At 63.8% G+C, this 22,177-nt stretch carries 25 protein-coding genes; 1 reads left to right on the top strand and 24 read right to left on the bottom strand.

Annotated elements, in window-relative coordinates; all coding sequences use genetic code 11:
• Positions 1-22 precede the first annotated feature (22 nt).
• The 23 genes from AC3WG5_RS05390 to uvrB form a co-directional block, all read right to left on the bottom strand.
• Positions 23-1,318 (bottom strand): aminopeptidase P N-terminal domain-containing protein, encoded by a 1,296-nt coding sequence (locus AC3WG5_RS05390; protein WP_492568066.1) that lies wholly within the window; start codon positions 1,316-1,318, stop codon positions 23-25.
• A 75-nt stretch (positions 1,319-1,393) separates the two neighbouring features.
• Positions 1,394-1,753: a VanZ family protein gene (locus AC3WG5_RS05385; protein ID WP_492568065.1), complete on the bottom strand. Its 360-nt coding sequence runs from the start codon at positions 1,751-1,753 to the stop codon at positions 1,394-1,396.
• 484 nt (positions 1,754-2,237) lie between these two features.
• The gene (locus AC3WG5_RS05380; protein WP_008955242.1) at positions 2,238-2,963 is read right to left on the bottom strand and encodes a YebC/PmpR family DNA-binding transcriptional regulator; all 726 of its coding nucleotides are present in this window, start codon (positions 2,961-2,963) and stop codon (positions 2,238-2,240) included.
• 77 nt (positions 2,964-3,040) lie between these two features.
• Positions 3,041-3,817 (bottom strand): flagellar biosynthetic protein FliR, encoded by a 777-nt coding sequence (fliR, locus tag AC3WG5_RS05375; RefSeq protein WP_492568064.1) that lies wholly within the window; start codon positions 3,815-3,817, stop codon positions 3,041-3,043.
• On the bottom strand, positions 3,817-4,086 hold the full coding sequence (gene fliQ / locus AC3WG5_RS05370; RefSeq protein WP_008955244.1) for a flagellar biosynthesis protein FliQ: 270 nt from the start codon (positions 4,084-4,086) through the stop codon (positions 3,817-3,819). Before fliQ ends, fliR begins: the two co-directional genes overlap by 1 nt.
• On the bottom strand, positions 4,083-4,568 hold the full coding sequence (locus AC3WG5_RS05365; RefSeq protein ID WP_492568063.1) for a GNAT family N-acetyltransferase: 486 nt from the start codon (positions 4,566-4,568) through the stop codon (positions 4,083-4,085). The genes fliQ and AC3WG5_RS05365 overlap by 4 nt, the downstream gene beginning before the upstream one ends.
• Positions 4,565-5,311, bottom strand: a complete 747-nt coding sequence (fliP, locus tag AC3WG5_RS05360; RefSeq protein ID WP_008955246.1) for a flagellar type III secretion system pore protein FliP — start codon at positions 5,309-5,311, stop codon at positions 4,565-4,567. Before fliP ends, AC3WG5_RS05365 begins: the two co-directional genes overlap by 4 nt.
• Entirely contained in the window at positions 5,308-5,730 is a 423-nt protein-coding gene (gene fliO / locus AC3WG5_RS05355) for a flagellar biosynthetic protein FliO (RefSeq protein WP_492568062.1), read from the bottom strand. Before fliO ends, fliP begins: the two co-directional genes overlap by 4 nt.
• 1 nt (position 5,731) lies before the next feature.
• Positions 5,732-6,163, bottom strand: a complete 432-nt coding sequence (gene fliN / locus AC3WG5_RS05350) for a flagellar motor switch protein FliN (protein ID WP_014086445.1) — start codon at positions 6,161-6,163, stop codon at positions 5,732-5,734.
• Positions 6,160-7,167, bottom strand: coding sequence for a flagellar motor switch protein FliM (fliM, locus tag AC3WG5_RS05345; RefSeq protein WP_014086444.1), 1,008 nt, complete (start codon positions 7,165-7,167; stop codon positions 6,160-6,162). Before fliM ends, fliN begins: the two co-directional genes overlap by 4 nt.
• A 4-nt stretch (positions 7,168-7,171) precedes the next feature.
• A complete protein-coding gene (locus AC3WG5_RS05340) occupies positions 7,172-7,684 on the bottom strand; it encodes a flagellar basal body-associated FliL family protein (RefSeq protein ID WP_482582959.1) in 513 nt (170 codons plus the stop codon).
• Between the two features lie 172 nt (positions 7,685-7,856).
• Complete coding sequence (locus AC3WG5_RS05335) at positions 7,857-8,774, bottom strand: flagellar hook-length control protein FliK (protein WP_236261613.1); 918 nt, start codon at positions 8,772-8,774, stop codon at positions 7,857-7,859.
• A 120-nt stretch (positions 8,775-8,894) separates the two neighbouring features.
• Positions 8,895-9,341, bottom strand: a complete 447-nt coding sequence (fliJ, locus tag AC3WG5_RS05330; protein ID WP_492568061.1) for a flagellar export protein FliJ — start codon at positions 9,339-9,341, stop codon at positions 8,895-8,897.
• A gap of 12 nt (positions 9,342-9,353) precedes the next feature.
• The gene (gene fliI, locus AC3WG5_RS05325) at positions 9,354-10,748 is read right to left on the bottom strand and encodes a flagellar protein export ATPase FliI (protein ID WP_482582961.1); all 1,395 of its coding nucleotides are present in this window, start codon (positions 10,746-10,748) and stop codon (positions 9,354-9,356) included.
• Positions 10,729-11,514 (bottom strand): flagellar assembly protein FliH, encoded by a 786-nt coding sequence (locus AC3WG5_RS05320; RefSeq protein ID WP_482582962.1) that lies wholly within the window; start codon positions 11,512-11,514, stop codon positions 10,729-10,731. The genes fliI and AC3WG5_RS05320 overlap by 20 nt, the downstream gene beginning before the upstream one ends.
• Complete coding sequence (fliG, locus tag AC3WG5_RS05315) at positions 11,495-12,493, bottom strand: flagellar motor switch protein FliG (protein ID WP_008955255.1); 999 nt, start codon at positions 12,491-12,493, stop codon at positions 11,495-11,497. The genes AC3WG5_RS05320 and fliG overlap by 20 nt, the downstream gene beginning before the upstream one ends.
• Positions 12,486-14,216: a flagellar basal-body MS-ring/collar protein FliF gene (fliF, locus tag AC3WG5_RS05310; protein ID WP_492568060.1), complete on the bottom strand. Its 1,731-nt coding sequence runs from the start codon at positions 14,214-14,216 to the stop codon at positions 12,486-12,488. Before fliF ends, fliG begins: the two co-directional genes overlap by 8 nt.
• Positions 14,217-14,269: 53 nt before the next feature.
• On the bottom strand, positions 14,270-14,587 hold the full coding sequence (gene fliE, locus AC3WG5_RS05305; RefSeq protein WP_008955257.1) for a flagellar hook-basal body complex protein FliE: 318 nt from the start codon (positions 14,585-14,587) through the stop codon (positions 14,270-14,272).
• A gap of 2 nt (positions 14,588-14,589) precedes the next feature.
• Positions 14,590-15,966, bottom strand: coding sequence for a sigma-54-dependent transcriptional regulator (locus tag AC3WG5_RS05300; protein ID WP_492568059.1), 1,377 nt, complete (start codon positions 15,964-15,966; stop codon positions 14,590-14,592).
• A 10-nt stretch (positions 15,967-15,976) separates the two neighbouring features.
• A complete protein-coding gene (locus AC3WG5_RS05295; RefSeq protein WP_294864546.1) occupies positions 15,977-16,675 on the bottom strand; it encodes a chemotaxis protein CheB in 699 nt (232 codons plus the stop codon).
• Positions 16,676-16,814: 139 nt separating this feature from the next.
• Entirely contained in the window at positions 16,815-17,273 is a 459-nt protein-coding gene (locus AC3WG5_RS05290) for a low molecular weight protein-tyrosine-phosphatase (RefSeq protein ID WP_014086435.1), read from the bottom strand.
• A gap of 347 nt (positions 17,274-17,620) precedes the next feature.
• Positions 17,621-17,824, bottom strand: a complete 204-nt coding sequence (locus tag AC3WG5_RS05285; protein ID WP_008955261.1) for a cold-shock protein — start codon at positions 17,822-17,824, stop codon at positions 17,621-17,623.
• A 261-nt stretch (positions 17,825-18,085) separates the two neighbouring features.
• Positions 18,086-20,098 (bottom strand): excinuclease ABC subunit UvrB, encoded by a 2,013-nt coding sequence (gene uvrB / locus AC3WG5_RS05280; protein ID WP_492568058.1) that lies wholly within the window; start codon positions 20,096-20,098, stop codon positions 18,086-18,088.
• Between the two features lie 173 nt (positions 20,099-20,271).
• Here uvrB and AC3WG5_RS05275 point away from each other — a divergent pair, with 173 nt between their 5' ends.
• Positions 20,272-21,144, top strand: coding sequence for a serine hydrolase (locus tag AC3WG5_RS05275; protein ID WP_008955263.1), 873 nt, complete (start codon positions 20,272-20,274; stop codon positions 21,142-21,144).
• Between the two features lie 52 nt (positions 21,145-21,196).
• Here AC3WG5_RS05275 and AC3WG5_RS05270 read toward each other — a convergent pair whose 3' ends face one another.
• Positions 21,197-22,117: a LysR family transcriptional regulator gene (locus AC3WG5_RS05270; RefSeq protein ID WP_492568057.1), complete on the bottom strand. Its 921-nt coding sequence runs from the start codon at positions 22,115-22,117 to the stop codon at positions 21,197-21,199.
• Between the last annotated feature and the right edge of the window lie 60 nt (positions 22,118-22,177).

Here is a 22,177-nt window from a genome sequence, read left to right as displayed (position 1 = left end):
GTCATTCTGCCGATGCCGCAGCTCATTGCGCGCGCATCAGGTCCTCGATTTCCTGCACGCCCTTGGGCACCGACGCGGTGTACACCTCGCGACCGGTTTCGGTCACCAGCACGTCATCCTCGATGCGGATGCCGATATTGTGGAACGCCGCCGGCACGTTGTCGGCCGGACGGATGTAGAGTCCCGGCTCGATGGTGGTGCACATGCCAGGCTGGTAAGTCCGCCACTCGCCGCCCTGCTTGCGCTGGCCGACATCGTGCACGTCGAGCCCGATCATGTGGCCGATGCTGTGCATGTAGAACTGGCGGAAGGCGCCGGATTCGATCACGCCGTCCACCGTGCCTTGCAGCAGTTTCAGGTCGAGCATGCCGCGTACCAGCACCTGCAACGCGGCGTCGCCGGGGGCCGTCCACACCGCGCCGGGCTTGACCGCGTCGATGCCCGCCAGCTCGGCGGCCAGCACCACTTCGTACAAATCGTGCTGCGGGCCGCTGAAGCGACCGTTGACCGGGAAGGTTCGGGTGATGTCCGCGGCGTAGCCATTCAGCTCGCAGCCGGCGTCGATCAGCAGCATCTCGCCATCGTTGAGCCGACAGTCGTTGCCGACGTAATGCAGCGTGCAGGCATTGGCGCCGCCGGCGACGATGCTCTCGTAGGCAGGGAAACGCGCGCCGTGGCTGACGAAGGTGTGCAGCAGTTCGGCCTCGACCTGGTATTCGTAGTGTCCGGGGCGGGTGGACTGCATGGCGCGCACGTGCGCCTCAGCCGAAATCTGTCCGGCGCGACGCAGCGTGGCGATCTCGCCAGGGTCCTTGACCATGCGCATTTCGTCGAGCGGCACCAGCAGGTCGCCGTAACGCGGGGGAGCCTGTTCCCCGGTGCGGAAGCGGGCGCGCACGGCATTGAGCCAGCCCGCTACCTGCTGGTCGAATGCCGGGCTTCGGCCAACGTTCCACCATAATTGCGACTGCCCCGAGAGCAAGTCCGGCAAACGCTGATCGAGCTCGGAAACGGGATAGGCCTCGTCGAAGCCGAATTGCTCCTTCGCCCCTTCCGGGCCGTGGCGGAAGCCATCCCAGATTTCCCGCTCCAGGTTCTTTTCACGGCAGAACAGGATGGACTTGCCGGCACGGGCATCGAGCACCAGCACCGCTCCCGGCTCGGCGAAACCGGTGAGATAGAGGAAATGGCTATCGGGCCGGTATGGGTAATGGGTGTCCGCGTTGCGGATGGCTTCGGGCGCGGTGGGCAGGATCGCCATCCCCTCCCCGATCTGGCTCATCAGGCGCTGGCGGCGGGCGACATGGGTCTGGGTCATGGTGTCATCTTTCTCCCCGGGATGGCCGTGGGACGTCGGATAGCTGCGGGTAGGACCGGCAAAATGACGCCTAGTTTACACCGCCTTGCCGGCTGGCGCGACGAAGCGGCCCAGTCCCGCCAGCGCCAGCGAGGCCCCCAGGACATCGGCCAGGGCGTCCAGCCACTCCGCCGCGCGATCGACGGTCAGCCAGGCCTGCAGCCCCTCGGACACTCCCGCCCAGAGCGCGCAGGCAAGCCAGGCCGCGCACACGGCATGCGGCAAGCCGGTACGGCGCCAGCCCCAGCCCAGCAAGCCGGCCTGCACCGCGAACAGCGCAAAGTGGCCGATCTTGTCAAAATGCGGAAGCGCCGACGGCTCCCCCGCCGGCTTCAGCAGCAGCCACAGCGACAGCCCCCACCATAGCAAGGCCGGCAGCAACGCTCGGTAAGACATGGATGCGCTCCCAAACAAGCAAAAGGCCCGCCATCATGGCAGGCCTTGCAGGACATCGGACCCGGCTCAGCGCTTGAGGAAGAAATCGTAGCGAGCGCGCCGTGGCCGGTTCGAGAAGCACAGCCGCACAAAGGGTACGGCGAGCATCACCGGCCCGGGATCGGGGTACGCAGCAGATTTATTCCCAAGCGCTTAGAACCTGTTCACGATCTTGCTGCGCATCCCTGATCGGGGCTCATGTGCTGCTCGAAATCCTCATGTACCCCAGTACATTCCGGTTCCTGCGCTGCTCTTCACCCCGCTGAGGGCTGCTCGCGAAAGATTGTGAACAGGTTCTTAGAGTGGCTGACAAAACCCAGCGAAGCGGCCCCTGCTAGGCGCACTGCCGCAGACAGTACAATCAGTACGGCAAGTGCTTGCTGGGCGAATCAAAGATTCGCACGCGAGCGCAACAACACAGGGAGGGTTTTCTTAGCCGCTCTATTTAGTCGTCCATCACGGCTGAGGTGTACACCTCCTGCACGTCGTCCAGGTCTTCCAGCGCGTCGAGCAGCTTCTGCATACGCTCGGCGTCTTCGCCGGTCAGCTCGGTTTCGTTCAGCGCGCGCATGGTCACTTCGCCCATTTCCGCCTTGAAGCCGGCCGCTTCCAGCGCGCCCTTGATCTCGGTGAATTCGTAGGGCGCGGTAATCACCTCGATCGAACCATCGTCGTTGGTGACAACGTCTTCGGCACCGGCTTCCAGCGCCGCTTCCATCAGCGCATCCTCGTCGACACCCGGCGCGAACACCAGGTAGCCGCAATGCTTGAACTGGAACGCCACGCAGCCGTCGGTGCCCATGTTGCCGCCGTACTTGCTGAAGGCGTGGCGCACGTCGGCCACGGTACGGGTCTTGTTGTCGGTCATGCAATCGACCATCACGGCCGCACCGCCGATGCCGTAGCCCTCGTAGCGGATTTCCACGTAGTCGACGCCTTCCAGCGTACCGGCGCCACGGTCGATGGCGCGCTGCACGTTGTCCTTGGGCATGTTGGCGCCCCAGGCCTTGTCGACCGCCAGCCGCAGACGCGGGTTGGTGTCGATATCGCCGCCGCCAAGACGGGCAGCAACGGTAATTTCCTTGATCAGTCGGGTAAAGATTTTGCCGCGCTTGGCGTCCGCGCGTTCTTTCTTATGCTTGATGTTCGCCCATTTGCTGTGGCCAGCCATAGTCGCCTCAGTCAGTAATAAAGGCCGCAACGCGGCCGGGTTGAGTCCGATGAAATCGGCGACATGTTACCAGAAAGCTACCCCGACTTCAGCATGCCCTGCATGAAGGCGAAGGCCTCGCGATAGATGGATTCGATCGCCGGCACCATCAGCGGCACCGACAGGTAGAGCGCGGCAAAACCGACCAGCAGGGTAAGCGGGAAGCCGAAAGTGAAGATGTTGAACTGCGGCGAGGCGCGGGTCATCACGCCGATGGCAAGGTTGGTCACCAGCAAGGCCGCCACCACCGGCAACGCCAGCCACAGCCCCCAGTTGAAGATATGCCCCCCCCACTCCGCCAACGCCTTGAGCCGGTCGGGTGGCAGCGTCATGCCGATAGGCAGGGTGCGAAAGCTTTCGAGCAGGATCTCGATCACCACCTGATGCCCGCCCATCAACAGAAACAGCAGGAAGGTGAACAGCGTCAGGATACGCGCGATGGTCGGCACCTGCGCCGAGTTGATCGGGTCGTAGAACGAGGCGAAGCCCAGGCCCATCTGCGTCCCCATGACGAAGCCGGCCATCTCGACCGCGGTGATGACCACGCGCATCACCAGACCCAGGGCGAGCCCGATGAGCAGCTGTTGCACCAGCACCGCCGCGCCCTCGGCCGAAACCACCGGGATGGCCGGCTGAGGCGGCAGCAGCGGCACCAGCAGCAAGGTCAGCAGCAGTGCAAAACCGGCCTTGAACCGGGCCGGGGCGGAACGCGACGAGAACAGCGGATCGGCCAGCAGCACCCCCATGATGCGGGCGAAGGGCCAGACGAACAGGCTGACCAGCGCGTTGATCTGGAGGTCGCTGATCGGAAACATCAGCCGATCGCGTTGGGGATGCTCTGGAACAGCCGCACGGTGTAGTCGACCAGCGTATTGATCATCCACGGCCCCGCCAGCACCAGGGTGACGAACAGCGCCAGCAGCTTGGGAATGAAGGTCAGGGTCATTTCGTTGATCTGGGTCGCCGCCTGCAGCACGCTGACCAGCAGGCCGACCAACAGCGACACCAGCAACACCGGGGCCGCGACGATGATCAGGACGTACAGGGCGTTCTGGACGAGATTGATGACGAGTTCGGGACTCATGGCAAGGCTTTCTTCATGATCCAGTTGTCGAGTGCAACGCCGTCGCGCCAGGCGATATGATCCGATTCGACGGCGAAACCGGCGCGCTCGAACACCGGGCGCGCGCCATGGCTGGCATAGACCGACAGCTCGGACAGGCCGGCCTGGCGCCCCGTCGCCTCCAAGGCGGCGATGAGGCGGCTCGCCACGCCCTGCCCCGCCGCCCACGGGGCCACAAACAGCATGTCGAACTCGCCGTCGTCGGTCAGCCAGGCAAAGCCGGCAAGCGCCCCATCGTCGGCGACTGCCTTGAGCCCGGTACTCCCTCCAAGGCGCCGCGCCCAGGCGGCTCGCCAGCTCGCCGGCATCGGACCTGGAGGCGCCCAGGCCACGCATTGCGCCTCGGTGTAATGACGCCGCCCCAGCGTATGCACGGCGTCGACGAACAGCGCGTGGCAGGCGACCAGGTCGGCTTCGGCCAACGTGACGAGCGTAATGTTCATCCGGTGTAGAAACTCCGTACCAGCGACCCCATCAGCAAGGTCCAGCCGTCCACCAGCACAAACAGCATCAGCTTGAACGGCAGGGAGATGATCACCGGTGACACCATCATCATCCCCATTGCCATCAGGATGCTGGCCACCACCAGGTCGATGATCAGGAACGGGATGAAGACCATGAAGCCGATCTGGAACGCCGTCTTCAGCTCGCTGATGACGAAGGCCGGAATCAGGGTCTTCATCGACACCTCGGCCGGGGTGGGCGGCGCCGGCGACTGCGATACCTCGATGAAAAATGCCAGATCCTTCTCGCGCGTCTGCTTCAGCATGAACTCGCGCATCGGCTTGCTGCCCTCCTCCAGCATCTGGGCAAAGCCGATCTTGTCCTCGGAGAACGGCACCCAGGCCTTGCTGTACACCTGGTCGAAGGTCGGCCCCATCACGAACAGCGTCAAAAACAGCGCCAGCCCAACCAGCACCTGGTTGGGCGGCGCCTGCATCGTGCCCATGGCCTGGCGCAGCAACGACAGCACGATGATGATGCGGGTGAACGAGGTCATCATCAGCAGCAGGGCCGGAATGAACGACAGCGCCGTCATGAACAGCAGCATCTGCAGGCTGAGCGAATAGCTCTGCCCACCGCCGGCGGCCGGCGTGCTGTTCATCAGCGGCAGACCGGCAGCGTCGGCCAGCAGCGGGAACAGGCCTGCCAGCAGCAGGCCGGAGAAAACCAGAAAACGTTTCATGAAGCAGAGGGACCGGAAGGGGGACGGGAAGCGTTCAGCGCCTTCTTCAACCAGCGCGCAAACGGCTCGCCCGGCGTGGCGTCGGCATCGTCGGCGTCGTCCGGACGCGGCAGGCGCGTCAACAGGTTGACCGCCTGGGCCGTCACCCCCAGCACCAGCCATTCACCTTCCAGTTCGACGATCACCACCCGCTCGCGCTGCCCCACCATCAGACCGCTGACCACGCGCAGCCGGTGCGAGCCCGGCAGCATGCCACCGCTCAAGCGGCGGAACAGCCAGGCCACGCCAACGATGGCAAGCAGCACGATGGCCAAGCCGATGACGACCTGCAGCAGGCTCATCAACGGACCGGGCGGCGGTGCCGACGACGTGGCGGCGGCGGCCGGTAACGCCAGCAACAACAATAACAAGCCGCGCATCTTATTTCTGCAGTCGCCGGATGCGTTCGGCCGGAGTAATGATGTCGGTCAGGCGAATGCCGAACTTGTCGTTCACCACCACCACTTCACCTTGGGCGATCAGGCAGCCGTTCACCAGCACGTCCATCGGCTCGCCGGCCAGGCCGTCCAGCTCGACCACCGACCCCTGCGCCAGTTGCAGCAGGTTGCGGATGGCGATGCGGGTGCGGCCCAGCTCCACGGTGAGCTGCACCGGGATGTCCAGGATCATGTCCAGGTTCTGCGGCACGCTGGCGCTGGCTGCCGCCGCACCGAACTCCTGGAACAGCGCATGGGCCGGCTGTACCGTTGCTTCGGCCTGGGCCTCGACCGACTCCTGCTCGGCCATGGCGGCCGCCCAGTCGTCCATCGACACCTCTTCTTCGCCCATATTCGATTGTTGCTCGTCACTCATTGTTGCTCTCCTCCAGCCTTGGGCTCGGCCAACTCGTGCGCCCCGGCCAGAATGGTTTCTACCTTCAGGGCATAGTGCCCCTGCACCGTGCCGTAAGTGCATTCGACCACCGGAATCCCCGACACGTCGGCGATGATCTTTTCCGGAATCTCCAGCGTCACGACGTCGCCCTGCTTCAGATTCAGCACCTGGCCCAGCGTCACGCTGGTACCGGCCAGCGTGGCGACCAGATCGACCTCGGCCGCCTGCACCTGGCGCGACATCAGGCTGACCCAGCGATTGTCCACCTCGGTACGGTCGGCCTGCATGGTGCTCGACAACACGTCGCGAATCGGCTCGACCATGGAGTACGGCAGGCAGACGTGGAACTCGCCGCCGCCCGCGCCCATCTCGATGTGGAAGGTCATGGCCACCACCACCTCGGTCGGCGTCGCGATATTGGCAAACTGCGTGTTCATCTCCGAGCGCAGATAGACGAACTCGATCGGGTAGACCGGCTCCCAGGCCTTTTGGTACTCGGTAAACACCACCTCCAGCAGACGGCGGATGATGCGCTGCTCGGTGGGGGTGAAGTCGCGCCCCTCGACACGGACGTGATAGCGCCCGTCGCTACCGAACAGGTTGTCGACCACCAGGAATACCAAGTCGGGGTCGAAGATCAACAGACCGGTGCCACGCAGCGGCTTGACGTGAACCAGGTTGAGGTTGGTCGGCACGACCAAATTGCGGATGAACTCGCTGTACTTCTGCACCCGCACCGGCCCGACGGAGATTTCCGCGTTGCGCCGAATGAAGTTGAACAATCCGATACGCAGGTTGCGGGCAAAACGCTCGTTGATGATCTCGAGCGTCGGCATGCGCCCGCGCACGATGCGTTCCTGACGACCGATGTCGTAGGTGCGAACACCCTGCGAGTCCTGGCCGCTGTCGTCCTCGGCCTCTTCTCCCGTGACACCCCGCAGAAGGGCATCGACCTCGTCCTGGGAGAGGATATCGTCGGCCATGGCGTTACTGCGACTGGATGATGAAAGCGGTAAACAGGATGTTTTCCACCGGCTGCTCCTCGCCCGCGTCCATCGATTCGTTGATGATCTTCTTGACCTGAGCCTTCAGCTTCACCTTGCCTTCCGGTGTGGAGAGCTCATCCGATGACTTGGACGACAGCAGCAGAATCAGCGCGCTGCGGATCTTGGGCATGTACTCGGTGAATTTTTTCTTGGCTTCTTCGCTGGCGAGTTCTGCCTGCATGTCCACCTGCAGCATGTTTCCGCCATTGCCGGCCAGGTTGACGACGAAGGTGTCCAGTTTTTCGAAGATGGGCGGGCCGTCTTTCTTTTTCTTGGGCTTCTCGGCCGTCTGTTCGGCATGAGCGTCGCCAGCCGGTGCATGCAGGCTGGTGAACATGTAGGCGGCCAGCCCCCCGACGGCAACAAGAACCAGCAGCAGCAAAGCGATGACAACGATCATCAGCTTGTTGCCGCCGCCTCCCGATTTTTTTTCGGCTTTCTTTTCTTCCGCCATAAACCTCAATCCGTATCTTGCAGTCTTCAAATAGTAAGCGATCTCTTTATGCTATTTTCCAGAAATCGCAGCAGACTGGATAGAGGCGAATGACAAATTCGACGTGTTATTCGTCATTTTATGGGGGGCACGGTTCCATCCCGTCCGCCCATGATGGGTTGCCCACCCGGATTCAGGCAAAAATGCTCAAGACATTCCTTGCCTTATTGATCAGCGACAAGGTGTCATTACCCTCTGCAGGGGCGTCTTCCTGCTGGCGCGCGGCCTTGGCCTGACGCTGGAACTGGCGCGGGTCGCCGGATTGGCCACTGGAAACCTGAGCGTCGGCCAGCTGCAAGCCGCTCGACGCCAGCATCGAGGCGAGCTTGGGCAGACTGTTTTCCACGGCTTCGCGCGCTTGCGGAGTGGTCGCACTGAACGTGACCTGAACTTGGTCATGGTTGAGTTTCAGCGTGACATCGATCGGGCCGAGTTCGGGTGGATTGATCTGGATCTGTGCCTTGTCGGCTTTCACGCTGACCAGCGAGAGCATCTGCTCGCTCATGGACTTGGCCCAGTTGCTGTCGCTGATCGGCAGCGGCAAGGCCAGCACCTTGGCCTGGCCGGCTTCAGCCGCCGCATGCGCCGCGCCAGTGGCCGAAGCGTGAACCGGCAAGAATTGTCCTTGCGCCGCGCCGTCCACCGGCAAATTTTGCGCCCCCGGCAGCGCATGCCGGTCGCCCTTCAGCGCGGTCAGCAACTCCTGCTGCGCCTCGTCCGCCGGCGACGCGTCGCCCTTCCCGAGTTGCAGACCCTGCTTCAGTTCCGGGGTAATGGTCGGCGGCACCGTAGGCAAGGCCATGACCGGTCCAGCGAGCACCGGCTCATCCGACAACGGGGCTTTCTTGGCCGATTTCTTGACGTTGCCTGCCCCCTCCCCGTCTGACTCGGTGCCGGAGGAGGCCGGCGACAGCGCGGCGAGCTGGCTCAGCTGCAGACCGAACAGACCGGCGAACGGGGAACCTTCCGCAACAACGCCGGCGGCCGAGGTGCCGCTCTGGACGGCCACGGCCTTGGCGCTCGCGGCCGGGGAAAGAATGGAAATAGTCATGGCCATGGGCTTCCAGCTAAATGATGGCCATAAAAAAGCAAGTTCCGGGCCAGGACATTGCAGGCACCTCACGTCACGGAGCCGCACCCGGCGCCGCACCTTGGTCAGCACACCGGCAGCCTAGTCCTCGTGCTGCTTGTCCCAGAAACGCCGGGTGGCGAACTCGTCGCTCAGCTTCTGCTGGCGCTTGGCTTCGAGCGCCTCTTGCCTCGCCCGTTCGCGCTCGATCAGCGTTTCGAACGCCTTCAACTGCTTGCGCTCGTTGTTCCAGGCCTGCCGCGCCAGCAAAAAGGTCTGCTTGCAGCGGTCGACCTCGGTCTGCTGGGTGGCCATGGCCTCGTCCAACCGCGCTATGAAGCGATGGAAATCCTGCCACTGCGACACCGCCATACCCTGCCCTCCGCCCTGCAGCAGCCGTTGGCGATACTCGTTACGAAAGGCATCGAGTTGATCCAGTCGCGACAGCGCTTCCGCCAGACGGGCCTGGGCCTGCCGCATACGCTCGGCGGCGGCTTCCTGCTTTTCTTCGGCCAACCTGACCAGTAACGCGTACTTGCTGGGCTTCATCGGCTGCGCTCACTACGCCAGGGTCGTGGCCAACTGCTCAAGACAGGAGTCATAACCGTGGGATTCGTGCATCGGCTGGGTGAGAAAGCCGACCATCGGCAGCTGGCGCCGGATCGCCTCATCCAGCATCGGGTCGGAGCCGGCTACGTAAGCGCCGACGCTGATCAGGTCGCGGTTGCGCTGGTAGCGGGAGTAGAGTTGTTTGAAACGCCGCGCCAGGTCCATCTGGCGCGGAGCTACCACGTCGACCATGACCCGGCTGATCGACTGCTCGATATCGATGGCCGGGTAATGGCCGGCTTCGGCCAACTCGCGCGACAGCACGAAGTGGCCATCGAGAATGGCACGGGCGGCATCGGCGATCGGATCCTGCTGGTCGTCGCCCTCGGACAGCACGGTATAAAACGCGGTGATGGCCCCGCCACCCCGCGCGGCATTGCCGGCGCGTTCGATCAGTTGCGGCAGGCGCGCAAACACCGATGGCGGGTAGCCCTTGGTGACGGGCGGCTCGCCGATGGCGAGCGCGATCTCGCGCTGGGCCATGGCGTAGCGCGTTACCGAATCCATCAACAGCAGCACGTCGAGCCCCTGCTCACGGTAGTACTCGGCCAGCGCCGTGGCGTAGGCGGCGCCATGCAGACGCATCAACGGCGGGGTATCGGCCGGTGCGGCCACGATCACCGAGCGGGCGCGCCCTTCCTCGCCAAGAATATTCTCGATGAAGTCCTTGACCTCGCGCCCCCGCTCCCCGATCAGACCCACCACCACGATGTCCGCCTTGGTGAAGCGCGCCATCATACCCAGCAGCACGCTCTTGCCGACGCCGGAGCCGGCGAACAGGCCCAGGCGCTGGCCGCGCCCCACGGTCAGCAGGCCGTTGATGGCACGTACACCGACGTCCAGAACATCGCGTACCGGCGAGCGCTCCAGCGGGTTGAGCGGCTGACTGTACAAGGGGAAGTAGGCTTCCGGCTGCAGCGGCCCCTTCTCGTCGAGCGGCCTCCCGAGGGAATCCAGCACCCGCCCCAGCAGATTGAAGCCGACGGGAACCTGCCTCCCGGCCGCCCCATTGAGACTGAGCGGCACCGTCGCCTGGCCGAAGGCCGGGGCATGCTGCATCGCCAGCGGCCGCACTTCGGAGCCCGGCAACAGACCCTGAACATTGGTCAGCGGCATCAGAAACACCTTGTCGCCGGCAAACCCGACCACCTCCGCCTCGACACGGCCGCCATCCGGCAGCGCCACAGAGCAGGCGCTCCCCACCGGCAGCTTGAGGCCGACAGCCTCCATCACCATGCCGGTAACACGCACCAGCTTGCCGCGCGTCGACCACAGCGGGGTGCGATCGGCGACAGCACGGCAATCGGCAAGGAAGCGCCGCTGGCGCTCAAGCAGAGGGTGAGTCATTGGCGGACGGCTCCAATCCCAGGGCGGACTTCAGCGCCTCGAGGCGGGCAGCCAGGGTCAGGTCCAGCCGCAACTGGGCCGTGTCGATAATGCAGCCGCCGCGCGCGATGGATGGATCGGCCAGCCACTGCCAGACGGTCTCCGGGGTCTCCTGCTGCAAGAAGGTGCGCGCCACCTCCAGATCGGCGGGGTTGACGCGCAAGCGCGCCTGCCCCAGCGAAGCCGGCAGGTCCGACATGGCCTGGCGCAGCAGCGACTCGATGGCACAAGGATCGCAGGCCAGATGCGCCGCCACCAGCCGCTCGGCCAGGCCGACCGAGAACGACAGGAGATCGTGCGCCATGTCGGCCTCGATCCGGTTGAGCCCCTCGGCAAACTGGTCGGCCAGAGCCTGCAGAGGCTCCCAATGCCGGGCAAACGCGGTGGAGGCCTCGGCCAGCGCTTCGGCATGTCCTTGCTGGCGCCCTTCGGCGAGGCCGGCCTCGTGACCGGTCTGCCACGCCTCCTGATGAATGGCCTCGAGCTCGGCGGCGGTCGGGTAGGAGCTGGCAGGAACCTCGTCAGCGGGATCGGCCTCGCCTTCTGCCACCGGGTCGGGATCGTCTCCCGTCAGCAGCGCCTCGTCCTCGGAAGCGACGGGATCAGCCTCACCCTCACTGCCGTCGAGGGGCGACGGCGCCTCCTCCTGGAAGCTGGCTGGCGACCAGGTGCGCCACTCCGTGACTTGCTCCCCCGGAATGATGGTGTTACTCGACGAGGCCTTCATCACCGCCCTTGCTGCCTAACACGATCTGGCCGTCGTCGGCGAGCTTGCGCACCACCTTGAGAATCTCTTTCTGCTCGGCTTCCACCTCGGACAGCTTGACCGGCCCCTTGGCCTCGAGATCGTCGCGCAGCATTTCCGCCGCACGCTGGGACATATTGCGGAAGATCTTGTCCTTGAGCTCCTGACTGGTGCCTTTGAGCGCCACCACCAGCGAATCGGTCTGCACTTCGCGCAGGATGGTCTGGATCGAACGGTCGTCGATGTCGAGGATGTTCTCGAACACGAACATCTTGTCCTGGATGCGCTGCGCCAGTTCGGGATCGTGCTCGCGGATATAGCCCAACGCCGAGGCTTCGACATTGCCGCCCATGAAGTTGAGGATTTCCGCCGTCAGGGCGATACCGCCAGCGGCGCTCTTCTTGATGCGGTCGGAACCCGACAAGAGCTGGGTCAGTACGTCGTTCAGTTCACGCAGCGCCTGCGGCTGCACCCCTTCCAGCGTGGCGGTGCGGATCAGCACCTCGTTGCGCAGTCGCTCGGGGAAGTAACCCAGAATGGCGCTGGACAGATCCGGGTCGAGATGAACCAGAATGGTGGCAACGATCTGCGGGTGCTCGTTGCGGATGAGGTCGGCGGCCGACGACGGGTCCATCCACTTCAGGCTCTCGATACCGCTCTGGTCGTTGCCCTGCATGATCTTGTCGAGCAGGTTGGACGCCTTGTCCGCCCCCAGTGCCTCGACCAGCACGTTACGCAGGTATTCGTCCGAAGCACCGAGACTCGCTCGCGCCTGGCACTCCTCGCGGAACTTGCCGACGACGTCGTCGATGTCCTCGTGGCTGAGATTGTTGATCGAGGCCATGGCCAGCGAAATCTTCTGGACCTCCTTGGGACCGAGGTACTTGAACACCTCGACGGCCTCGGCCTGCCCCAGGCTGAACAGCAGCACCGCGCTGCGGTGCACTCCGTTGTCACTCATCGGAACTGATCCATTCCTTGATGATCTGGGCCGCCATGCGCGGATCGGCCTTCACCAACTCGCGAGCGGCTTCCAGGTTGCTCATGTACTGGCGGCGCTGCAGTTCACGCGGATCGAGGTTGGCCTCCTCGACCGCCGCGGCTCCGGCCTCACCCTCTTCTCCGGCCACGGCCAGCAAGCGACCGGGCGCCCCACCCGCTTCTTCGCCGGCGGCGCCTGGCTGCCCCTTGTCGCCCTTGGCCGGTTTGAGCACGTCGCGCACGATCGGACGTACCACGCCAAACAACAGGTACAGCACGGCGATCGCCAACAGCACATACTTGACCAGGTCGGTAGCGTTACTGCTGACGTAGTCGACGACCTTCTCCTGCAGCGAGGCGGGAGGTGCGTTGCCGGCGAAAGCGGCGTTGACCACGTTGAGGGTGTCGCCACGCTCCGTGTTATAGCCCATGGTCTCGCGCACCAGATTATTGATCTGCTGGATTTCCTGGGCAGTGAGCGGGGTCGGCTTCACCTCGCCGTTGCGATCCGGCATCAGGCGATAGTTGACCACCACCGCCGCCGACAGACGCTTGAGCACCCCTTTTGGCAGCTTGGTGTGCTGGATGGTCTTGTCGACTTCGTAGTTGGTGATGAGTTGCCGCTCGAGCGCACCGTTCTGCCCCAGGGGCTGACCGGACAAGGTAGCCGTCCCCGGCGCGGCCCCCGGCGGCAAGGTCAGCGGCGCCGAAGCGGCCGACGGCGGCTGATTGGACAAGGCGCCGGGCACGCCGCCCGGCAGATTGGAGCCGCTCCCCAGCTTCTCGACGATCTGCTGGCTGCGCGTCGCCGAGGGATTGGGGGTGGAGTTCGGACGGAAGGTTTCCGAGGTCTGTTCCACCTCGGAGAAATCGACGTTGGCGGTGACCTGCGCCCGCACGTTGCCCTTGCCGAAGATAGGCTCCAGGATTCCCTCGATGCGCTTGACGAAATCGCTCTCGATCTGGTGCACGTAGCCGAGCTGGCGCTGGTCGAGGCCGGCGGCATTATTGACGTCGGACTGACTGGAAAGCAGGTTGCCGTCCTGGTCGACCACGGTCACGTTGCGCGCCGACAGGTTGGGCACGGAGCTGGAAACCAGATGCAGGATGCCTGAGATCTGGCCGCCATCAAGCACGCGCCCCGGATACAGGTTGAGCATCACCGACGCCGTCGGCTGCTGCTGGTCGCGCACGAACACGCTCTGCTTGGGAATGGCGATATGCACGCGCGCCGACTCGACCGCGCCGATAGCCTCGATGGTGCGCGCCAGCTCACCTTCGATGGCGCGCTGGTAGTTGACCTGCTCGGCAAACTGGCTGATGCCGAACTTCTGGTTGTCCATCAGTTCGAAGCCGACGCCACCGGCCTTGGGGAGCCCCTGCGCCGCCAGCTTCAAACGGACATCGTAGACTTTGTCGGACGGCACCGAGATCACGCCGCCGCCACCGATCTGATAGGGCACGTTCATCTGCTGCAGGGCAGCCGTGATCTGACCGCCATCGCGGTCGGCCAGATTGGCGAACAGGACTTTGTAGTCGGGCGTACGGTTGAGGATGAGCAGGCCGACAATGACCGAGAATACGGCAGCCAACGCCCCAAACAGGAGGATTTTCTTGTTGTTGGGCAGCGCCTTGAAGCGGTCGCTCGCTTCATTGACGCGCGTGCGCCAGGGGGGTGTAGCGTTATCTGCCAGATCAGCCATACAGTGGTTTTATGCTTTCAATTCAAACCGCTGCCGGCATGACACGGGCAGCGCTAGATCTGAGTATTCATGATTTCCTGATAGGCGGATACCAGCTTGTTGCGTGCCTGGACCATGGTCTGGAACGACAGACTGGCTTTCTGCAAAGACACCATCACGTCCTGCAGGTTAACCCCTTCCTCCCCCAGCTCAAACTGCTTCTGCATTTCCTGCGAAGTCTGCTGAGCGGAATTTACCTGCTCGATAGTGGACTTGAGAACATCCGCAAAGTCAACTTGCGATGTCTCCTGCGGCTGCGGTGCCTTGCCCGCCGCCAACGCAGCGGACGCTCGCAATTCTCCTAATAGCTGGTCAATACCCTGTGTCGACATGCTTACTCCCTGCTGCCTGGCACCCCGATCCGCCCTTCGTCCGCGTCCGCCATCGAGTCGTCCTCCCGATAACGCTGCAACTTGTAACGCAGGGTGCGTTCGCTGATGCCCAGTTTTTCCGCCGCGAGCTTCTTCACTCCACCTACGGCAGCCAGTGTTTCCAGAATGTGCCGGCGCTCCAGCGTCTTCATGTCTGACTCCGCTGGCGGGGCGACGGCAACCGGGGAAAAGGCAACCGGTTCCACAAGGCAGGAATGGTCTGACAGCATCAGATCGGCGGCAAGAATTTCCGCCCCGGCGGCAAGAATCACCGCCCGCTGCATGACATTTTCCAGTTCGCGGATGTTACCTTCCCAACTATAGGCCGTCAATTGACGCTCCGCCTCGGGCGATAGCCTGAGGGGGCCCCGTCCGGCGGCCTCTGCATACCGTTTAAGCACAAGCCGTGCCAGCGGCAGGATATCGCCGCGCCGCGCCGCTAGGGGCGGGATGGCGAGCGGGAAGACGTTGAGGCGGAAATACAGGTCCTCGCGGAAACGCCCTGCTTCCACTTCACGCTGGATGTCGCGGTTGGTGGTGGCCAGCACCCGCACATCGAGCCGGATGGTACGGGTACTGCCGACCCGCTCCACTTCGCGCTCCTGTAGCACTCGCAGCAGCTTGGCCTGCAGCGCCAGCGGCATTTCGGTGATCTCGTCGAGCAGCAGCGTGCCGCCCTGGGCCTGCTCGAACTTGCCAGGTAGCGCCTGGGCCGCACCGGTGAAGGCGCCCTTCTCGTGCCCGAACAGGGTCGATTCCAGCAGGTTTTCCGGTATCGCCGCGCAGTTGACCGCCACGAACGGGCCTGCCGCACGTCGCGAATGGCGATGGATATACCGTGCCAGCACCTCCTTGCCGGCGCCGCTGGGGCCGGAAATCAGTACCGTGGCGTCGCTTTGCGCGACCCGCCCGGCCAGCGAGAACAGCTGGCGCATGGCGGCCGACTCGGCCACCACACCGTCGTCGTCCCCCGGCATGCGCAGCAGGTGCTTTTCGACTTCACGGATCAGGCTGGCCGGCTCGAAAGGCTTGAGCAGGTAATGGGTGGCGCCGGCGCGCAGCAGCTCGATGGCACGCTCGATCACGCCGTAAGCGGTCATCAGGATGAAGGGCACGCCGGGATGGCGCTTCTTCACCTCGTCGAACAGCGCGTAGCCATCCATCGGCTGCATCTGAGCGTCGGACACGATCAGCCCGACCGGCTCCTTCGCCAGTACCGCAAGCGCCTCGTGACCGTCGCCGGCCTCGAGCGTGGGGTAACCGGAGAGGCTCAGGGTGTCGACGATGGCTTCGCGCAGATCGGCGTCGTCCTCGACCACCAGAATGGGTAAAAACGTCATGATTGTCCTGTTATGACTGCGGCGGTCGCTGCTGTACCAGTGCCTGCAAGCGCGCGGCGATGGAGGTCAGCGGCAGCACCTCGTGCGTTCCGCCCTGCGCGATGGCTTCCTTGGGCATGCCGAACACCACGCAGCTGGCCTCGTCCTGAGCGATGTTGTAGGCACCCGCCTGCTTCAGTTCGAGCATGCCACTGGCGCCGTCACGCCCCATCCCGGTGAGGATGATGCCGATGCAGTTCTTGCCGGCGACGTTGGCCGCGGAGCGGAACAGCACGTCGACCGAAGGGCGATGACGGTTGACCGGTGGGCCGGCGTTGAGACTGGCGACCAAACCCAGGGCCGGTACGGCCTGCAACAGCAGGTGAGAGTGGCCCGGGGCGATGTAGACGGTATTGGCCTGGAGCCGCTCGTTGTCCTCGGCCTCCTTCACGCGCAGTTTGCACAAGGAATCGAGCCGGGCGGCGAACGATTTGGTGAACATCTCCGGCATGTGCTGGGCCACCAGGATCGGTGGCATCCCCTCGGGCAGCACCGTCAGCAGTGCTCGCAGGGCTTCCGTGCCGCCGGTCGAGGAGCCGATGACGATGACGCTCTGCCGCAGCAAGGGCGCACGCCCAGGCTGCCGCGCCAGGATGATGTCGGCCGAGTGACTGGGTGCGACGTCAATGGTTGTTGGTTTGGCGTTGACCACTTTCGGCGGAATCCCCATGAATTTCCTTTTATGACCGGAGCACGCACCAGGTGGGCGGGGTTGGCCGAAGCAATGCCCGGGACGATCTCCCATGGCGTTTTTCTTGTTTATTGATGATAGCAGCATCAGACCGCAGATGGCGGCAGACCATCCGGCTTCAGGGCTGGATTTCAGCCTGCTGCAGTCGTGCAAGCCAGCCGTCGCAGGCAGCCTCGAGCAGGTCGAGCACGCGATCGAAACCGCTGGCGCCGCCGTAATAGGGATCGGGCACTTCCTGGTTGGGGCCAAGCGGCGCCAGCATCAAGGCCAGCTTGTGCTGCATGCCCGGTGGGCACAGCTGACGCAGGGCGGCAAGGTTGCGCTGATCGGCCGCCAACACCAGATCGAAGCGCTCGAAGTCGGCCCGGGTCACCTGGCGCGCACGCTGTGTCGACAGGTCGTACCCCCGCTGGCGGGCCGCCTGCTGGCTGCGCTGGTCCGGCGCCTCGCCGACGTGGTAACCGTGAGTGCCGGCCGAATCAATGAGGATGGCCGCCGCCAAGCCGGCGCGCTCGACCTTGGCGCGCATCACACCCTCCGCCGTCGGCGAGCGGCAGATATTGCCGTGGCAGACCATGAGAAGGTTGATGACCTCTTTTGGCGCAATCGTTTTTCCTGTTGTCCCGCTCATGTTCACGCCTAACAAATGTCTCCAAATCGGCCCATGCCATAACCATGGCATCCGTATCTTAACAGGGGATGGGGCTGTTTGAAGGCGAGATTGTAGAGGCATAACGGTCAGACGCAAGACCGGGCCGCCGAACGGCCAGGCCACCAGAAGAAGGCACAGTGCATGGGAAAGCACCATCGACCGCCGAACTGCAGCGGCGATGATGGGCGGCGTCGGCCTGATACCGTCAAAACGCCGGAATGCAAAAAGCCCCGCAGAGCGGGGCTTCTTTAATTTCGCGCTTTCTGATCGAATCAGAGCGGCTGAATATTGGTGGCTTGCGGGCCTTTTTGACCCTTGCCGGACTGGTAGCTCACCTTTTGGCCTTCTTGCAGCGACTTGAAGCCATCGGCGCGAATCTCGGAGAAATGGGCGAACAGATCTTCACCACCTGCATCCGGGGAGATGAAGCCAAAGCCTTTTGCGTCGTTAAACCATTTAACGGTACCGGTTTCCATATTGTCATTCCTTAAAGCTGATTATGAGCATTTGCTCGGGAACACGAAGATCAAGGAAGAGGAATATGAAACAACTGAAGTACCAGTTTGGCCACCGCAATATAACGACAAATCCACCGCTTGAAGATCCTGCACCCGCAGTTATACGGAGTATTTCATCCGGCGTCCAACTATTTGTAAAAAAACTTGCTAGCCGGCCGGGCGGATCGCCCCTCCCCGCCCGGTGGGAACCGTCGCACCAGCCGGGCTTACCGTTACACCTTACAGCTCGTTGATCCAGGCCTTTTCCTTCAACGCCTTGAGCTGGTCGCGCAGCCCGGCGGCTTTCTCGAACTCCAGGTTGCGCGCGGCCTCCAGCATGTCTTTTTCGAGGCGCTTGATTTCCTTGGCCAGCGCTTTCTCGTCCATCATCGCCACGCGCGCGTCGTCGACCAGTTTCTTCTTCTCGGCCTCGGCGCTGTACACCCCGTCGATGATGTCCTTGATCTTCTTCTCCACCCCTTTGGGCACGATGCCATGCTCGGTGTTGAAGGCGATCTGCTTGGTACGGCGTCGTTCGGTCTCGTCGATGGCGCGCCGCATCGAGTTGGTAATGCGGTCGGCGTAGAGCAGCGCCTTGCCGTGCAGGTTGCGCGCGGCGCGGCCGATGGTCTGGATCAGCGAGCGGTCGGAGCGCAGGAAGCCCTCCTTGTCGGCGTCGAGGATGGCCACCAGGCTGACCTCGGGGATGTCCAGCCCCTCGCGCAGCAGGTTGATGCCGATCAGCACGTCGAACATGCCGAGCCGCAGGTCGCGGATGATCTCGACACGCTCGACGGTGTCGATGTCGGAGTGCAGGTAGCGCACCTTGACGCCGTGCTCGGTGTAGTAGTCGGCCAGTTGTTCGGCCATGCGCTTGGTGAGCGTGGTGACCAGCACGCGCTCGTTGCTCCCCACCCGGAGGGTGATCTCTGACAGCAGGTCGTCGACCTGGCTCGCCACCGGACGGATTTCGATCTCAGGGTCGATCAGGCCGGTGGGGCGCACCACCTGCTCCACCACCTGGCCGGCATGGCCGGCTTCATAGTCGGCCGGCGTGGCCGAGATGAACACCGTCTGCGGCATCATGCACTCGAACTCGTTGAACTTGAGCGGACGGTTGTCGGCCGCCGACGGCAGGCGGAAGCCATAGTCGACCAGGTTCAGCTTACGCGCGGCGTCGCCCTTGTACATGCCGCCGATCTGCGGAATGGTGACGTGGCTCTCGTCGATGAACATCAGGGCGTTCTTGGGCAGGTAGTCGATCAGGGTCGGCGGTGGCTCACCCGGGCCACGGCCCGAGAAATGCCGCGAGTAGTTCTCGATGCCCTTGCAGAAGCCCATCTCGTACAGCATCTCGAGGTCGAAGCGGGTGCGCTGCTCGATGCGCTGCGCTTCGACCAGCTTACCTTCGCGCTGGTAGAAATCGACGCGCTCGCGCAGTTCCAGCTTGATCTTCTCGCAGGCGCGCAGCACGGTGTCGCGCGGCGTGACGTAGTGGCTGGACGGAAACACCGTGAAGCGCCCGACCCGCTGCCGGGTGACGCCGGTGAGCGGGTCGAACAGCGTCAGCGTTTCCAGTTCGTCGTCGAACAGGCTGACGCGCAGCGCGAGTTCGGCCGATTCCGCCGGGAAGATGTCGATCACGTCGCCGCGCACGCGGAAGGTGCCGCGCGTGAAGTCGAGGTCGTTGCGCTCGTACTGCATCGCCACCAGGCGCCCGATGATCTCGCGTTGCGCGATGGTCTCGCCTTCCTTCAGATGCAGGATCATCTGGTGGTAGTCGGAGGGGTCGCCGATACCGTAGATCGCCGACACGGTGGCAACGATCACGCAGTCGGGCCGCTCCAGCAGGCTCTTGGTGGCGGACAGGCGCATCTGCTCGATGTGCTCGTTGATGCTGGAGTCCTTCTCGATGAACAGGTCGCGGCTGGGAACGTAGGCTTCCGGCTGGTAGTAGTCGTAGTAGGAGACGAAGTATTCGACCGCGTTCTCGGGAAAGAACTCGCGCATCTCGGAGTAGAGCTGGGCCGCCAGCGTCTTGTTGTGCGCCATGATGATGGCGGGCCGCCCGGTGCGGGCGATGACGTTGGCCATGGTGAAGGTCTTGCCGGAGCCGGTCACCCCGAGCAGGGTCTGGTAGGACAGGCCGTCGGACAGCCCTTCCACCAGCTGCGCGATGGCGGCCGGCTGATCGCCGGCGGGCGGAAACGGCTGATGGAGCTTGAACGGACTATCGGGGAAGGTGACGATCATGCTGCTCTCGGTTTGGGCGCTTGAGACCTTCATTTTACAAGAGTGTGGCGAGAAACTCCCGAGCCACGGAAGAGTCAGTATTTTTTGGCAATTTACCGCCACACGGCCGCGGTGGATTGTTTAAAATAAAAGTGTTCGTTCCACCCCCTTATGACGTACGGGAGCAGTTGATAATGTTAAGGAATTTTGCGGGTTGGCTGGTGGCCGCCGCTCTCGCCATGCCGTTTGCCGCCCACGCCGACAGCGCCGGGATTCGAGGCATTCAGGTCGCCGCCAACATGACCGGCGCGCCGCACCTGAATTCGCACACGGTGCTGGTGCTCAACGGCGCCAATGGCGAAGCCTTGTACCAGAAAAATACCGATCTGCCGCTGCCGTTCGCGTCGATCACCAAGCTGATGACGGCGATGGTCACGCTGGACGCCGGGCTGTCGATGGATGAGCCGATCACCATCACCGAGAATGAGATAGACCGGCTGAAGAACACCTCGTCGCGATTGTCTGTGGGCACCACTCTGCCGCGCCGCGAAATGCTGCTGCTGGCGCTGATGTCGTCGGAGAATCGTGCCGCTGCCGCGCTGGCGCGCACCTACCCCGGCGGCACCCAGGCCTTCGTCGCACAGATGAACCGCAAGGCGCGCGCGCTCGGCATGAACAACACAGTGTTCTACGACCCGACCGGGCTCGAGGTGCGCAACACGGCCACGGCGATGGACCTGGCGCGCATGGTCCGGGCCGCCAACGGCTACCCGCTGATCCGCACCTTCACCACCACGCAGGAGCATGAGGTGATGTCGGGTTCGCGCCGCATGCTGCATTACAAGAACAGCAACGCGTTGGTGCGTGAGGGCGACTGGGACATTTCGCTGCAGAAAACCGGCTACATCCAGGAAGCCGGGCGCTGCATGGTGCTGCAAACCACGGTCGGCTCGCAGCCGCTGATCATCGTTCTGCTGGCCGCCGGCGCGCCGTCGGCACGGGTCAGCGACGCCCGTGCGATCCGCAACTGGCTGGAACGCCATCCGGGCACCTGGCTCGCCGGCTGAACCCCGGCGCCAGGAAACAGGCAATGAAAAACGCGGCCCATGGCCGCGTTTTTCATTGGGCGTCCAGTTGCTGGTCCCAGTACGGGGGATCACCGAAGGTCTGCAGCAGGAAGTCGATCAGGACGCGCACCTTGGGCGACAGGTGCCGCCGGCTCGGGTAGATGGCCAACACCTCTTGTGCCGGCAGCGCATAGCCGGGCAGCACTTGGCGCACCCGCCCGGCACGGAGGGCGTCGCTGACCGCCCAGGTGGAACGGATCGCGATGCCGCCGCCGGCGAGACAGGCCTCGCCCACGGCGTCGCCCAGATTGCTGACCAGGTTGCCGCGCACCTCGACCTCGGTGGGCCCCTGCGGCCCGTCGAGCGACCAGACCTGGCTGCGCGTGCCCACCTCGTCCAGCAACAGGCAATTGTGCCGGGCCAGCTCGGCCGGGTGCCGCGGCTCGCCCTGTCGGGCCAGGTAGCAGGGGGCGGCGCACAGGATGCGCCGGTTGACGCACAGCGGGCGCGCCACCAGCCCCGGCTTGTCGGGCTGGCCGATGCGAATCGCCAGATCGAGAGCACCGTCGACCAGGTCGAGCACGGCATCGGTCAGCAGCAGGTGCACCTCGAGTTGCGGGTAGCATTCGAGGAAGGCCGGCAGATGCGGCGCCAGGTGCTGGCGCCCGAACGAGGCCGAGGCGGTGACCTTGAGCACGCCGGACGGCTGGTGCTGGCGCGCCATCAACAGGGCCTCGGTTTCGGCCAGTTCGTCCAGGACCGCGCGGCCGCGCTGGTAATACAACTCGCCTTCCGGGGTCAGGGCCTGGCGCCGGGTGGTGCGCTGCAACAGCCGCACCCCGAGGCGCGCCTCGAGGTTGATCAGGCGCCGGCTGATGACGGCGCTGGACAGACGGAGGCGTTCGCCCGCCTTGACCAGGCTGCCTTGCTCGACCACGGCGCAGAAGATGTGCAGATCGCTGAGTGGCTCCATTCGCTTTGTTTTTTTGATAAATATTCAAAATACACCCTATTTATCAAAAAATCTGCCGAT

The organism is Pseudogulbenkiania sp. FW507-F1 (genome assembly GCF_058781125.1).
Note: the sequence above shows the minus strand (reverse complement) of the source record. Positions and strands in the feature narration are given on the sequence as shown.

Coding starts and splice junctions, on each gene's coding strand:
- AC3WG5_RS05390 (WP_492568066.1), bottom strand. CDS start 1,318: ATGACCCAGACCCATGTCGCCCGCCGCCAGCGCCTGATGAGCCAGATC.
- AC3WG5_RS05385 (WP_492568065.1), bottom strand. CDS start 1,753: ATGTCTTACCGAGCGTTGCTGCCGGCCTTGCTATGGTGGGGGCTGTCG.
- AC3WG5_RS05380 (WP_008955242.1), bottom strand. CDS start 2,963: ATGGCTGGCCACAGCAAATGGGCGAACATCAAGCATAAGAAAGAACGC.
- fliR (WP_492568064.1), bottom strand. CDS start 3,817: ATGTTTCCGATCAGCGACCTCCAGATCAACGCGCTGGTCAGCCTGTTC.
- fliQ (WP_008955244.1), bottom strand. CDS start 4,086: ATGAGTCCCGAACTCGTCATCAATCTCGTCCAGAACGCCCTGTACGTC.
- AC3WG5_RS05365 (WP_492568063.1), bottom strand. CDS start 4,568: ATGAACATTACGCTCGTCACGTTGGCCGAAGCCGACCTGGTCGCCTGC.
- fliP (WP_008955246.1), bottom strand. CDS start 5,311: ATGAAACGTTTTCTGGTTTTCTCCGGCCTGCTGCTGGCAGGCCTGTTC.
- fliO (WP_492568062.1), bottom strand. CDS start 5,730: ATGCGCGGCTTGTTATTGTTGTTGCTGGCGTTACCGGCCGCCGCCGCC.
- fliN (WP_014086445.1), bottom strand. CDS start 6,163: ATGAGTGACGAGCAACAATCGAATATGGGCGAAGAAGAGGTGTCGATG.
- fliM (WP_014086444.1), bottom strand. CDS start 7,167: ATGGCCGACGATATCCTCTCCCAGGACGAGGTCGATGCCCTTCTGCGG.
- AC3WG5_RS05340 (WP_482582959.1), bottom strand. CDS start 7,684: ATGGCGGAAGAAAAGAAAGCCGAAAAAAAATCGGGAGGCGGCGGCAAC.
- AC3WG5_RS05335 (WP_236261613.1), bottom strand. CDS start 8,774: ATGACTATTTCCATTCTTTCCCCGGCCGCGAGCGCCAAGGCCGTGGCC.
- fliJ (WP_492568061.1), bottom strand. CDS start 9,341: ATGAAGCCCAGCAAGTACGCGTTACTGGTCAGGTTGGCCGAAGAAAAG.
- fliI (WP_482582961.1), bottom strand. CDS start 10,748: ATGACTCACCCTCTGCTTGAGCGCCAGCGGCGCTTCCTTGCCGATTGC.
- AC3WG5_RS05320 (WP_482582962.1), bottom strand. CDS start 11,514: ATGAAGGCCTCGTCGAGTAACACCATCATTCCGGGGGAGCAAGTCACG.
- fliG (WP_008955255.1), bottom strand. CDS start 12,493: ATGAGTGACAACGGAGTGCACCGCAGCGCGGTGCTGCTGTTCAGCCTG.
- fliF (WP_492568060.1), bottom strand. CDS start 14,216: ATGGCTGATCTGGCAGATAACGCTACACCCCCCTGGCGCACGCGCGTC.
- fliE (WP_008955257.1), bottom strand. CDS start 14,587: ATGTCGACACAGGGTATTGACCAGCTATTAGGAGAATTGCGAGCGTCC.
- AC3WG5_RS05300 (WP_492568059.1), bottom strand. CDS start 15,966: ATGACGTTTTTACCCATTCTGGTGGTCGAGGACGACGCCGATCTGCGC.
- AC3WG5_RS05295 (WP_294864546.1), bottom strand. CDS start 16,675: ATGGGGATTCCGCCGAAAGTGGTCAACGCCAAACCAACAACCATTGAC.
- AC3WG5_RS05290 (WP_014086435.1), bottom strand. CDS start 17,273: ATGGTCTGCCACGGCAATATCTGCCGCTCGCCGACGGCGGAGGGTGTG.
- AC3WG5_RS05285 (WP_008955261.1), bottom strand. CDS start 17,824: ATGGAAACCGGTACCGTTAAATGGTTTAACGACGCAAAAGGCTTTGGC.
- uvrB (WP_492568058.1), bottom strand. CDS start 20,098: ATGATCGTCACCTTCCCCGATAGTCCGTTCAAGCTCCATCAGCCGTTT.
- AC3WG5_RS05275 (WP_008955263.1), top strand. CDS start 20,272: ATGTTAAGGAATTTTGCGGGTTGGCTGGTGGCCGCCGCTCTCGCCATG.
- AC3WG5_RS05270 (WP_492568057.1), bottom strand. CDS start 22,117: ATGGAGCCACTCAGCGATCTGCACATCTTCTGCGCCGTGGTCGAGCAA.